Annotated in this window: 10 protein-coding genes; 6 read left to right on the forward strand and 4 right to left on the reverse strand. The window is 63.7% G+C overall.

All coding sequences use genetic code 11. The annotated features are described in order from the left end of the window. Positions 1–153: 153 nt before the first annotated feature. The 3 genes from ABD997_RS09020 to ABD997_RS09030 form a co-directional block, all read right to left on the reverse strand. Positions 154–1,440: a tryptophan 7-halogenase gene (locus tag ABD997_RS09020; RefSeq protein ID WP_345316684.1), complete on the reverse strand. Its 1,287-nt coding sequence runs from the start codon at positions 1,438–1,440 to the stop codon at positions 154–156. Beyond that, a complete protein-coding gene (locus ABD997_RS09025; RefSeq protein WP_345316685.1) occupies positions 1,437–1,604 on the reverse strand; it encodes a tryptophan 7-halogenase in 168 nt (55 codons plus the stop codon). Before ABD997_RS09025 ends, ABD997_RS09020 begins: the two co-directional genes overlap by 4 nt. A gap of 10 nt (positions 1,605–1,614) precedes the next feature. Continuing rightward, a complete protein-coding gene (locus tag ABD997_RS09030; RefSeq protein WP_345316686.1) occupies positions 1,615–2,463 on the reverse strand; it encodes a sulfite exporter TauE/SafE family protein in 849 nt (282 codons plus the stop codon). A gap of 311 nt (positions 2,464–2,774) precedes the next feature. Between ABD997_RS09030 and ABD997_RS09035 the strand changes: the two genes are divergently transcribed. Genes ABD997_RS09035 through nagX form a run of 6 tightly spaced genes read left to right on the forward strand, consistent with a single transcriptional unit; the run spans position 2,775 to position 10,941 of the window. Then, the gene (locus tag ABD997_RS09035; protein ID WP_345316687.1) at positions 2,775–5,381 is read left to right on the forward strand and encodes a family 20 glycosylhydrolase; all 2,607 of its coding nucleotides are present in this window, start codon (positions 2,775–2,777) and stop codon (positions 5,379–5,381) included. Next, positions 5,378–6,283: an N-acetylglucosamine kinase gene (gene nagK / locus ABD997_RS09040; protein WP_345316688.1), complete on the forward strand. Its 906-nt coding sequence runs from the start codon at positions 5,378–5,380 to the stop codon at positions 6,281–6,283. The genes ABD997_RS09035 and nagK overlap by 4 nt, the downstream gene beginning before the upstream one ends. 13 nt (positions 6,284–6,296) lie before the next feature. Further along, positions 6,297–7,289: a glucosamine-6-phosphate deaminase NagB-II gene (gene nagB-II / locus ABD997_RS09045; protein ID WP_345316689.1), complete on the forward strand. Its 993-nt coding sequence runs from the start codon at positions 6,297–6,299 to the stop codon at positions 7,287–7,289. A gap of 29 nt (positions 7,290–7,318) precedes the next feature. After that, the gene (nagA, locus tag ABD997_RS09050) at positions 7,319–8,446 is read left to right on the forward strand and encodes an N-acetylglucosamine-6-phosphate deacetylase (RefSeq protein ID WP_345316690.1); all 1,128 of its coding nucleotides are present in this window, start codon (positions 7,319–7,321) and stop codon (positions 8,444–8,446) included. A gap of 56 nt (positions 8,447–8,502) precedes the next feature. Next, the gene (locus tag ABD997_RS09055; RefSeq protein ID WP_345316691.1) at positions 8,503–9,819 is read left to right on the forward strand and encodes a sugar MFS transporter; all 1,317 of its coding nucleotides are present in this window, start codon (positions 8,503–8,505) and stop codon (positions 9,817–9,819) included. After that, entirely contained in the window at positions 9,820–10,941 is a 1,122-nt protein-coding gene (gene nagX / locus ABD997_RS09060; protein ID WP_345316692.1) for a transmembrane glucosamine N-acetyltransferase NagX, read from the forward strand. Between the two features lie 360 nt (positions 10,942–11,301). Here the strand turns inward: nagX and ABD997_RS09065 are convergent, their stop codons facing one another. After that, a complete protein-coding gene (locus ABD997_RS09065; protein WP_345316693.1) occupies positions 11,302–12,339 on the reverse strand; it encodes a LacI family DNA-binding transcriptional regulator in 1,038 nt (345 codons plus the stop codon). Positions 12,340–12,396: the final 57 nt, after the last annotated feature.

Consider the following 12,396-nt stretch of genomic DNA (forward strand, 5'->3'; position numbering starts at 1 on the left):
GTATAACCACGTCAGACCCCACGGGAGCTTGGATAGAAAACCACCAGTCAGCCGACTTGGTGTGAACAACGTGTTGGAAGTCTACACCTAGAACCTAGAACCTAGGACCTAGAACTTAGGAACGGACTCCGGACTGCAACACGAACCTGAGGTTTACCCCGGCAGCTGGTCCCGGTGCGGTGCACTTTGGGCCAGAGCCTGCTCCAGAAGCTGGTTTAACCGCTGCAGTCGGTTACGGGCCTGCTGGGCATCCGCCTCGCTTGCCGTCGGCAGCTTGGGGCGGTGATCCATCCCGTAGAGGACATAACGGTAGTTCTCGTCGGAGAACACCGTACTGTAGCTGCCCGCTAGGTCCAGGTATTCGCAGACCTTGTGCTGCCACAATGTCAGCTGTGCCGACAAGACCGGACTGTGACGATGGCTCTGCGCGGCCTGGCGCCAGAACTCGGTGTCGTCCCTGTCTGTCAGGCAGTAGTGGAGGATGATGAAACGTTTGAGGTCATCGTAGATCCCGTTGAGCAGGCGATTGTAGTTGTCCCGCACCGCCTGGGCCGGGCGCGCCTGGTTAAGGTGGGTGGCGAGCAGGCGCACGCTGAGGTTGATCAGGTGCAGCCCTGTGGACTCCAGGGGCTCGATAAAGCCCCCTGAGAGGCCGACCGCCACACAGTTGCCGACCCAGAATTCCCTGAGGCAGCCGATCTTCATCTTGAGGTGCTTGGCATCTCCCTGATCGCCACAGCCCAGGAACGTTCGCAGTTGCGCCTCCGCCTCGGCCTCGGTCAGGCGGTTGCCATCGTAGACATAGCCGTTGCCTCGCCGCCCCTGGAGATCGATCTCCCACACCCAGCCCTCGCCCAGTGCGGTGGCGGTGGTGTAGGGGCGAGGGGCTTGGCCATCCTGGTAGGGCAGTTGCAGAGCCACCGCCCGGTTGCAGGGCAGGGCCGCCTCAAAACTTTGCCAGTTGTCCGCCTTGAGCGGGCCGATCAGCGCCTGGCTGAAACCGCTGCAGTCGATGTAGAGGTCCGCCTCCAGGGTTCCATCCTGGCAGTGCAGGGCGCGGATCTCACCGCCCTCGATACTGACTTTCTCAATGGTGGCGAGGCGGTGCTCGACACCAGCTGCCACCGCCTTGCGCTTGAGGTAGCGTCCCAGCAATACTGCATCCAGGTGGTAGCCGTAGGGCACCAGCCCCTGCCAGGCCGGGGCGTTGATCCCCTTGGGGCCATGCTGATGGGCACTGAGCAGGCTGCCGAGGCTGACCGTCTGGTCGTAGCGCTGGCCCTGCCCGCCGGCGAGCCAGGGGGTCACGGGATCTGAGGCTCCCGGGGGCATCTTCTCCTCGAAGGGGTGGAAGTATTCGTGAGGCTCGCCCGCCACCGGCTTGCGCCATTGGCGGAACAGGATCCCGTTTTTATAGGTTGCCTGGCACTCCCGCATCATCTCCTGCTCATNATGATCCCGATCTCATCGCTCTCCACCAGGGTGATCGCCACCTGCTGCTGGTTGGCATTGAAATGGCGATTCAGGTAGAGCGCGGTCATCCAGCCGGCGCTGCCACCGCCAACGATCACCAGTTTTTTCAGGGGGGTGGGAGAGGTCGACATCAGGAACTCCTTACAGGGTGAGCAGACCGGTTAACAGGATCCAGGCCGCGAAAAAGCGTTTCAGGGCCAGGGCGGGTAGGGCACTGGCCAGACGTCGAGCTAGCCAGGCTCCAAGGATCGCCCCGGGGCCGGCCAGGTAAACCACCGGCCAGGCGATGCTGCCCGGTGGACTGAACAGCATGCCGGGCCAGACGGTGGCCGCACTGACCATCACCCCGCAGGCCACCGCCACCCGGACGTCGATCCTAAGGGCGATCAGCAGCAACACCAGCAACTCCCCTACCCCGACCGACAGCCAGGCGGTGATCACCCCCCCAATCAGTGCGGTGACCATCAGCAACGGCCAGTGCCAGGGCTGGAGGGCGGTAGCGGCAACCTTGACCTGTCTGGCCAGCGCCAGCAGGGCGCTACCGAGCAGGATGGAGAAGAGGGCGAAGCTGTGCTCCAGGCTGGCCGGAGGGGTCAGTTGGTGTGCCAACGCCAGTCCAAGCCAGCTTATCGGTGTGAGCAACAGAACCAGCTTGGGGAGTGGCTGCCAGCTGAGGGCTGCTTCCTGACGTCGCTGCAGGCGGGCATAGCGCCACCAGGCGAGGGCGCCGGTGGTCATGCCGAAACACTGGATGGCAAAAGAGGTCGCCACCGCCGCTTCCGGGCTCAGGGCCAGGCGCTGAAACACGGGGATGAACAGCACACCGCCGCCGGCTCCGGTGCTGTTGGCGATCAGTGCGCCACCAATCCCCAGCAGTAGGTACGCTGACTCCGTACCGACGAGGATCCCAACGGCCAGCAGGGGCAACATCAACAGCATCAACAGGGCTTTGGGCTTGAGGGGGAGGGTCGCCGGGGTCCGTGTCGGCATAACATTCCTTGGTGGCCGGGACGAATGCCGATAAATTATCACTGGCTGACAGCGTTGTCAGTAGGTGTGTGAACAGTTAACAGGAAATAACAATAAGTTCTGGACAGGAAATGACAGCGTTGTCATGATTGCTTCATCCGGTTATCGGTCTGTTGGGCCGATGCTGTCATCATGAGGTTTGTGCCGAAGCCAGGGTGGGCACTTCCCCCACTGCCTTGTTGTTCGGTTCAGGCGTCCGTCGCCCAAAACAGGGGTATCGTTCGGCGACCTTTAACACAGCGTCATTACGACGCCCACAACGGGAAGGAACCATGTTGCTTCGAGCTGCCTTTTGCTCAGGGCTGCTGCTTCTGGCCGGATGCCAGCAGGCCAGTGAGCCCACCTCAGATTCCACACTGTCGGCGGCACAGGTGGCCGACCAGCTTTCGATCCAGTACCAGGTACTGGATAACCAGCCGGATGAAGGTTGCGATCCCGGCAAGGCGGATGGCCACTGCTACCGTGTCCGTCTCAGCCTGACCCCTGAAACCCACCCGCTGCCGGCGACCGGCTGGTCCATCGTGCTGAGCCAAGTCTCCTATATCCAGGGGATCGAGGGGCCGCTGGAACTTACCCACATCAACGGCGATCTGCACCGCCTGAGCCCCGGACCCGGCTTCACCGGCCTGGCGCCCGGCGAGCAGCTGGACCTTGAGCTGCGTGCCAACTTCTGGAGTGTCTCCGAGTTCGACGCCATCCCCAACTACCTGCTCGAGTGGAGGGATGACCCGGCGGTGGTGATCGCCTCCACCCGGGAGCAGCGGGATGCGGAAACCGGCCTCTGGCAGCTGCCCCACGTGGTGCCGATGACGGATCGCGAACAGCAGCTCAAGCGCACTGATCAGGACAATGTCCCCCTGGCGGATGCGGCCCAGCTTTATGCCCGCTATCAGGAACTGACCTCGCGCTCCGAAGCCGCTTCGAAGGCGCCGGAGTTCGGCCTGATCCCCACGCCGGTTTCGCTCACGCCGAGTGAGGGGGAGTCGCTGCCCTTGTCGCGCGGCTGGACCCTGACCTCCAACGATTTTCACCACCTGGACGCGGCGCTGGACCGCCTTAGCCTGCTGGGTTTTGAACCCAGTGAGCAGGGCAGCGCGATCCTGTTGGAAAGAGCGGCGGACCTGCCGGAGTCGGCTTACCGGCTCAGCATCGACAGTGACGGGATCCGGATCCTCGCCTCCAGCGACAGCGGTGCCTTCTACGGCTTGCAGAGTCTGGCGGGGCTGATCCGGCTGGGTCGGGACACCCTGCCGGCGGTTGAGATCGAGGATGCTCCCAGGTATCCCTATCGCGGGCTGCACCTGGATCTGGCCCGTAACTTCGTGGCCAGTAGTGAGCTTGAGACGCTGATGGACCAGATGGCGGCCTACAAGCTCAACAAACTGCATCTGCACCTGGCGGATGATGAGGGGTGGCGCCTGGCGATCCCCGGCCTGCCGGAGTTGACCGAGATCGGCGCATACCGCTGCGCGGATCTAAGCGAGCAGGATTGCCTGCAGCCCCAGTTGGGGGCAGGAACCGAGCGTAACAGCCCGGTCAACGGCTATTTCAGCCGAGAGCGCTTTATCGAACTGCTGCGCTACGCCCAAGCGCGCCACATCGAGGTGATCCCCTCCCTGGATATGCCGGGCCATGCCCGGGCGGCGGTGGTGGCGATGGAGCGCCGTTTCGAGGCCCTGAGTGCGGCGGGCCAGGCCGAAGCGGCCAATCAGTACCGGCTGCTGGACCCGACGGACACCACCGAGTATCTCTCCATCCAGTACTACCGGGATAACACCCTCAACCCCTGCATCGATTCCAGCTACGCCTTCATCGGTAAGGTGCTGGACGAAGTCAAGGCGATGTACGACGAAGCCGGTGTTGCCCTGCCGCTCTACCATATTGGTGCGGACGAGACCGAGAAAGCCTGGTATGCCAGCCCCGCCTGTGCGGCGCTGATCGCCAGCACCCCGGAACTGGATAATCTCCATCAGCTCACCGGGTACTTCCTTAAGCGGGTGACTGCCCAGCTCAAGGAGCGCGGCATCGCCGCCGGTGGCTGGAGCGATGGCCTCGAGGAAGCCGCAAGCCAGCTGGAGGGGGGGATCACCTCCTACGCCTGGGGCGTGCTGGCCTGGGAGGGTCACCACCAGGTGCACCGTCAGCTCAAGCGGGGCTGGGACGTGGTGCTCTCCACCCCGGATGCGCTCTACCTGGACTTCCCCTACGTGGCGGACCCGCTGGAGACCGGTTACTACTGGGGGGCCCGTCAGATAGACAGCCACAAGGTGTTCAGCCTGCAGCCGGACAACCTGCCGGTGCACGCCGAGTACTGGCTCGACCGTATGGGCAACCCCTTCGTGGCCGCAGATCCGGAGCCCCTGGCGGGAGAGCGGATCCTGGGGATCCAGGCCCAGCTGTGGACCGAAACCGTCCGTGATCCCGAGTTGGTTCACTACAAGCTGTTCCCCCGCCTGCTGGCGGTAGCGGAGCGGGCCTGGCACCGGGCTGAGTGGGAGCTGGATTACCGTCCGGGGCAGAGCTATGGTCCCGACACCGATCAGTTCACGGAAAAAGATGCCCTGAAGGGGGACTGGCAACGCTTTGCTCACCTCCTGGGTCAGCAGGAGCTGGCCAAGCTGGACCGGGCGGGGATCTTCTACCGGATCCCGACCGTGGGCGCACAGATCCGTAATGGCCAACTCGAGGCCCTGGGGCTCTATCCCGGCCTGGCCCTGGAGTACCGAACCGAGGGCGGCCAGTGGCAGCCCTTTGATCAGCCGGTGGCGGTCAAAGGACAGGTTGCCGTGCGGGCGCGCTCCGCGGACGGTCTGCGACCCGGACGCAGTTTGACGCTGGAGGCCGAGGGGCCGCAGCGACTGGCACAGGGGGCACAATGAATAATAAGAACAAGGAGATGCAACCGATGATCTTGGGAATTGATGGCGGTGGCAGTAAATGCCGGGCCGTACTGTTTCATCCCGAAGAGGGCGTCATAGGTACCGGGCTCTCCGGTGCCGCCAATCCGGTCAACGGCCTCGCCGTGGCCCAGGCATCCATCATCGAAGCCTGTGAACTGGCACTGCAGGATGCGGGCCTAGGCCACCAGCCCCTCTCCCAGTGCGTGGTGGGCGCTGGCCTGGCGGGGGTAAACCTGCCCTCCTGTGAGCAGGCGATGATCCAATGGCAGCACCCCTTCGCCGCTTTCCATCTCACTACGGATCTGCACATCGCCTGTCTCGGTGCCCATGGCCACAAGGATGGCGCCATCATGATCACCGGGACCGGTTCCTGTGGCTACCTGAGCCTCGGTGGCCAGGGCAAGATCATTGGCGGTCACGGTTTCCCGCAGGGCGACAAGGGCAGCGGGGCCTGGTTTGGCCTGCGGGCGATCCAGCAAGCGCTGGAAGCCAGTGATGGCCTCGCCGCCGATACCCTGATGACCGAGCTGCTGGCCCAACATTTTGGCAGCAGTGACCCCATGGCCTGGGTGGAGCAGATCGCCGGTCAGCGCTCTACCGCCTATGCCAAGCTGGCCGCAGTGGTGTTCCAGGCCGCTGAGCACGGTGATGCCGTGGCCCAGGCGACTCTCAGCGAGGGCACCGCCTACATCGACCAGCTGGCGCAGCAACTGCTGAACCTGGGGGCGCCCCGCTTGGCGCTGCTCGGTGGCCTAGGCCCGCTGCTGATCCCCTACCTGGCCGAGTCGGTCCAGGCGCGCCTGCACGCCGCCGAAGCCGCCCCGGAAGTGGGCGCCGTCTATTACGCCCAGGACGCACTGGCGTCCCAGGCTAACCAATAACAAGGATTAAGCGATGACCAGTATCATGGAAAAAGAGGCGCTGGAAGCGCCACAGCGTATCGGTGAACAGCTGGAGCGCAACCAGGCCGCCATGGCGCAACTCGGTGCCCAGCTGCGCGCCTGTCCCCCAAAATTCGTGATGTGGGTGGGCCGCGGCAGCTCGGATCATGCCGGCGTGTTTGCCAAGTACCTGATCGAGATCGAGATGGGGATCCCCACCTTCGCGTCGGCACCCTCGGTCTCCAGCATCTACGGTAAGCGTCTGGCGTTGGAGGGCGGCCTGGTGCTGGTGATCTCCCAGTCTGGCCGCAGCCCTGACATCCTGGCCCAGGCGCGCATGGCACAGGAGCAGGGCGCCAAGGTGGTTGCTCTGGTGAATGACGAGCAGTCTCCGCTGGCCCAGTTGGCGGACTACATGATGCCCCTGGGCGTGGGTGAGGAGCGGGCGGTGGCTGCCACCAAGAGCTACCTGGCGACCCTGGCGGCCCTGCTGCAGTTGGTCAGTTCCTGGAAGGATGAACCGGAGCTGAGCGCTGCGGTGGCGGCCCTGCCGGAGGCACTGCAGCGCGCCGTGGAAGCGCCGGCCCAGTTGACGCCGGAGTCCCTGCAATCGGTGACTAATCTGGTGGTGCTGGGGCGTGGGCTCGGCTACGCCGTGGCCAAGGAGATCGCCCTCAAGCTTAAGGAGGTATGCGGGATCCATGCCGAGGCGTTCTCCAGCGCCGAGTTCCTCCATGGTCCGGTGACGCTGGTGGAGCAGAAGCTGGCCCTGCTGAGCCTCAATATCGAAGATGAGTCCCAGCCGGCCCACGATGAACAGATGGCGGAGCTGCATAACCGTGGCGCCGACGCGGTGCCCCTGTCACAGGTTGGCGCGGTGCATCCGCGAATCGCGGCGCTCTCTCTAATGCAGCGTTTCTATCTCGACGTGGAACGGGTGGCCCGCGCCCGTGGGATCGATCCGGACAACCCCAAGGGGCTGAAGAAGGTCACTCAGACCCTGTAATCAACGGCTGGGAAATGGGGAAGCGAGCCATGCAAGCACAACACTGGCAGGTGGAACGCCTGTTCGATGGGGAAAGCTTTATCGATAACGCCTGGATCACCCTCAGTGAGGGGCGGGTGCAGGCGATAGGGCAGGGTGAGGCTCCCCCGGGGGCGGTCGTCCTGACCGGCACCCTGGTACCCGGCTTTATCGATGTGCAGGTGAACGGCGGCGGCGGTGTGCTCTTCAATGACCGTCCCGATGCCGATGCCATTGCGGCGATCATCTCGGCCCACGCCCGTTACGGCAGTACCGGGTTGATGGTCACCCTTATCACCGACCAGCTGCCGGTGATCGAGGCCGCCGCGGATGCCGCGGCCCAGGCACAGGCGGCGGGTCTGCCGGGCTACCTCGGGATCCACTTCGAGGGGCCCCACCTGTCGGTGGCGAAGAAGGGGGTGCACAGCGCCGAGTATATCCGTCCTCTGAGTGAGGCGGAGATGGCTCAGTACTGCCGTCAGGACCTGGGGCGGGTGATGGTGACCCTGGCGCCGGAGCAGGTGCCACCGGAGCAGATCGCCCGGCTGGTGTCGGCGGGGGTGCGGGTCTGCCTGGGTCACTCCAACGCGGATTTCGCCACGGCCCAGAGTGCGCTGGCGGCGGGCGCATCGGGGATCACCCACCTGTTCAATGCCATGTCCCCCTTTACCTCCCGGGAGCCGGGTCTGGTCGGAGCAGCCTTGCTGGATGATGACGCCTGGTGCGGCCTCATTGTCGATGGCCATCATGTGCACGATGCCAGCTTGCAGCTGGCACTGAAGGTGCGGCCGGAGTCTCGGATGATGTTGGTGACCGATGCCATGCCCCCGGTGGGCGCCGAGGGCGAGTCTTTCACCCTGATGGGCCGGCCGATCCGGCGGGAGGGCGATAAGCTGACTGCGCCTACCGGCGAACTGGCGGGCTCGGCGCTGGATATGGCCAGCGCGGTGCGCAACAGCATCCGGCGCCTTGGGGTGGAGGAGGCGAGGGCACTGAAGATGGCGGCCCGCTACCCGGCCCAGTTCCTTGGCCTGGCTCAGCACGGCACCCTGAAAGTGGGCAGTCCGGCGGACATGGTGCTGCTGGATGGCGAGTTCCAGGTGCAGCAGTGCTGGATTGGCGGTACCCCGAGAATTTGATTTTTTTGATGAAAAACTTGCTCCAACGGAATAATAACAGAGGCGAGAAAATGGATATGTCCAACGCAGTCCCCGCGAAGACGGGAACCCAGAGCAGTTTTCTGCCGATGTGCATCATCGGTGTGCTTTTCTTTATCTTCGGTTTTGTCACCTGGTTGAACGGATCGTTGATCCCCTTCCTGCAGATCATCTGTGAGCTCAGCGAGTTCCAGGCGCTGTTTGTGACTTTTGCCTTCTACATCGCCTACACGGTGATGGCGCTGCCGATGTCCTACCTCCTGCGTCGAACCGGCTACAAGAACGGCATGGCGATCGGATTGGGGTTGATGGTCGCGGGCGCGCTGCTCTTCATCGTTGCGGCACAGAGTGCGGCTTATCCGCTATTCCTCACCGCCCTGTTCGTACTGGGTAGTGGCCTGACCATCCTGCAGACCGCCTCTAACCCCTACGTGGTGATGATCGGTTCCCGGGAGAGCGCCGCGATGCGGATCAGCATCATGGGGCTCATCAACAAGGGCGCCGGGGTTATCGTACCTGTGCTGTTCACCGCCATGGTGTTGTCCGGTTTCGAGGGCTTTACCGCCGATCACCTGGCTGCCCTGCCGGAGGCGGAGCGGGAAGCCCGGATCAGTGAACTCTCGAACCGCCTGGTAATGCCCTACCTCTACATGGCGGCGGTGCTGTTGGGGCTGATCGGTTTGGTGAAGTTCTCCTCCTTGCCGGAGCTGGATGTGCCGGAAGCTCCGGATGAGCAAGCCAAGGGCAACATCGCCCACTTCCCCCAGGTGGTTCTGGGGGCGGTTGCGCTCTTCGCCTACGTGGGTGTGGAGGTGATCGCCGGGGATACCATCGGCCTCTACGGCTCCGGGTTGGGGGTGAAAAACTTCGCCGCCCTGACCTCCTACACCATGGTGTTCATGGTGGTGGGCTACATCATCGGCGTGACCTGCATTCCGCGCTTCTTTAGCCAGGAAACGGCACTGAAGGGCTCCGCCATCGCTGGCTTGCTCTGCATCGTCGGAATCACTCTGGGTTCCCAGGAGAGCACCGCTATCGCCGACCTGCTGTGGGGCTGGAGTGGGATCCCGGTGCTGCCGGACTCCGTGACCTTCGTGGCCATGATGGGCCTGGCCCATGCCCTGGTGTGGCCGGCGGTATGGCCGCTGGCACTGGAGGGGCTGGGTAAGTTCACCGCCCAGGGCTCGGCACTGCTGATTATGGGGATCGCCGGGGGGGCCATCATCCCCCTGCTGTTCGGCCTGGTGGCGGATATCAGCGGCAGCATCCAGTCCGCTTACTGGATCGGCATACCCTGCTACGGCTTCATCCTCTTCTATGCCTTCAAAGGGCACAAGATGCGCAGCTGGTCGTAGATGACCCAAGCGACGCAACCACAGCCGGGGTCTCGACCCCGGCTGCTTTCGATTGACGCCCTGCGCGGGTTCGATATGTTCTGGATCCTCGGTGGCGAAGGGCTGTTTGCCGCGTTGCTGGTGCTGACCGGCTGGTCCGGCTTCCAGCTGGCCGCCAACCAGATGGAGCACAGCGCCTGGCATGGCGTGACCGCCTACGATCTCATCTTTCCCCTCTTTATCTTCCTCTCCGGCGTCACCCTGGGATTAAAACCCCTGGCCTTGAGGGCGATGACACCGTCGGCCCGCTGGCCCATCTACCGTAAGGCCTTAAAGCGACTGGCGCTGCTCTGCCTGCTGGGGGTGGTGTACAACCATGGCTGGGGTGGGGGGATCCCGCTTGCACCGGACGCGGTGCGTTACGCCAGCGTACTGGGGCGGATCGGCATGGCCTGGTTCCTGGCCGCGATGATTGTCTGGCACCTCTCCCTGCGGGCCCAGTTGCTGGCCGCAGGGCTGCTGATGCTGGCCTATGGCCTGACCCAGGGCAGCTTCGGCGCCGACCCGTACAGTGCCGCCGGTTCCCTCAACGCCTGGGTGGATCAGGCGCTGCTGCCGGGGCAGTTTTACGGCGGCGGTCCGCTGGACCCCGAAGGCTTGTTTTCCCACCTCAGTGCCGCCCTCAACGCCCTGGCTGGCGCCTGGGTGGGACGCTGGTTGTCGACGCCCTACGCCCTGAACCGGCGACTGGCGCTGCTGGCTGCGGTGGGCAGTGGCCTGTTGTTGACAGGGTATGGCATCTCTCCCTGGATTCCTCTGAACAAGACCCTCTGGACCGTCAGTTTCGTGCTGGTGAGCGTGGGCTGGAGCGGGCTTCTGCTGGCCCTGTTTGCGCTGTTGATCGACGGCTGGGGCTGGCATCGCCCGGGGCGGTTGTTTGCTCTGATCGGCGGCAATGCCATCGCCATCTACCTGGCCTCGGCACTGGTGGATTGGGGCTACCTAAGCCGCAGCCTAATGGGTGGGGTGATCGACAGCCTGCCGGCCGCGGCGCAACCCCTGCTGGCTTGCCTGGCACTGCTGGCGGTACAGCTGGCGGTACTGGCATTCCTGGCCCGGCACCGGCTGTTCTTTAAGGTGTGACCGAGGCAAAAGCGGGCGCCAAGAGGGAGTACCTGGTTCCGAGTTCCTGAGAGCGGGATCGATACGCTGGGTTCTAGGTTCTAGGTTCCAAGAGCAGGAGCGGGATTCTAGTAGCGACTTCCTGGTTCCTAAGAGCGGACACCCGGTGCGCGTTTCGGGTTCTGAAGGGCAGGAGGCTCGAGGTGTGAGTTACTAGTTCCTAAGAGCAGGAGCGAGGCACCAGGCGCGAGACACCGATTTCGAAGAGCATGATATGGAATGCTTTTTAGCTTTTAGCTTTTAGCTTTTAGCTTTTAGCTTTTAGAACCTAGGAACTCGGAACCAGGAACTAAGAACGAAGGTCTCGCTGCGAGCACGGGATCAGGTCGGACTCGGCTCCAGTGCGCTCGCCGGTACATCGCAGGAGTCCCGCAGCAGGGGCTGGGGAACGAAGCGTTGGGCCGTCTTCACCGCCTGGCCCTGCAGGCGCTTGAGCAGCTGCTCCGTGGCCTGTTGGGCGATCTGGGCGATGGGCTGGTCCACTGTGGACAGCCGGGGCCAGGTCTGGCGGGAGAAGGGGCTGTTTTCGAAGCCGACGATGGAGAGCTGGCGCGGGATCTCTACCCCCGCCAGCCGGGCGGTAAAGAGTGCCCCGGCGGCGATTTCGTCATTACAGGCCACCAGCGCCGTGGGCCGCTGTTTTTGTGCCAACAACGCCTTGGCATTTTCCACCCCGGACTCGAACGCATACTGCCCTTCGCGGATGAAGGCCGGCTGCACTGCAACGCCGTGATCCTCAAGGGCCTGCCGAAACCCCGCCAGGCGCTCAAAGCTGGATTGGTGCTCGGGATCCCCGCCCAGGAAGCCGATCTCCCGGTGCCCCTGCCTGAGCAGGTGCTGGGTGATGGCGTAGGCTCCGGCCCGGTCATCGATGTAGAGGCAGTCCGGATCCCCATCCGGTTCGCCGGAGCCGGAGACGATCCGCACCAGGGCGACGTTGAGCGCCTTGAGGGTGGCGATGATCTCGGCGCTTTCCGAAAAGGGCGGGGTGAGTACCAGTCCCGCCAGGCGGGAGCGGCGCACCATCTCGACCAGCTGATCACAGATATCCTCGGCCTTGGCATCACAGGGGTGGATCAGCAGCTCGTAGTTGGCGGCTTGGCAGGCCTTAAGGATCCCCTGCTGCATGTCGATGACGTAGTAGGCGTTGGGGTTGTCGTAGATGTAACCGATGACATAGGCATGGGTGCCCGCCAGGTTACGGGCTGCCAGGTTGGGCTGGTAGTTGAGCTGGGCGATCGCCGCTTCCACCTTGTCAATGGTGTCCTGCTTGACCGAGGGTTCTCGATTGATCACCCGGGAGACGGTTTTGAAAGAAACCCCCGCCCGTTGCGCCACATCCTTGATGGTTACTTTCATGCCCTGTCCTGACAAAGGCGGTTACCCGCTCGCAGGCCGATTTTATCGGCCTTGCGC

It is taken from the genome of Ferrimonas gelatinilytica (genome assembly GCF_039544205.1).
Taxonomy (GTDB): domain Bacteria; phylum Pseudomonadota; class Gammaproteobacteria; order Enterobacterales; family Shewanellaceae; genus Ferrimonas; species Ferrimonas gelatinilytica.

Coding starts and splice junctions, on each gene's coding strand:
- ABD997_RS09020 (WP_345316684.1), bottom strand. CDS start 1,440: ATGATGCGGGAGTGCCAGGCAACCTATAAAAACGGGATCCTGTTCCGC.
- ABD997_RS09030 (WP_345316686.1), bottom strand. CDS start 2,463: ATGCCGACACGGACCCCGGCGACCCTCCCCCTCAAGCCCAAAGCCCTG.
- ABD997_RS09035 (WP_345316687.1), top strand. CDS start 2,775: ATGTTGCTTCGAGCTGCCTTTTGCTCAGGGCTGCTGCTTCTGGCCGGA.
- nagK (WP_345316688.1), top strand. CDS start 5,378: ATGAATAATAAGAACAAGGAGATGCAACCGATGATCTTGGGAATTGAT.
- nagB-II (WP_345316689.1), top strand. CDS start 6,297: ATGACCAGTATCATGGAAAAAGAGGCGCTGGAAGCGCCACAGCGTATC.
- nagA (WP_345316690.1), top strand. CDS start 7,319: ATGCAAGCACAACACTGGCAGGTGGAACGCCTGTTCGATGGGGAAAGC.
- ABD997_RS09055 (WP_345316691.1), top strand. CDS start 8,503: ATGTCCAACGCAGTCCCCGCGAAGACGGGAACCCAGAGCAGTTTTCTG.
- nagX (WP_345316692.1), top strand. CDS start 9,820: ATGACCCAAGCGACGCAACCACAGCCGGGGTCTCGACCCCGGCTGCTT.
- ABD997_RS09065 (WP_345316693.1), bottom strand. CDS start 12,339: ATGAAAGTAACCATCAAGGATGTGGCGCAACGGGCGGGGGTTTCTTTC.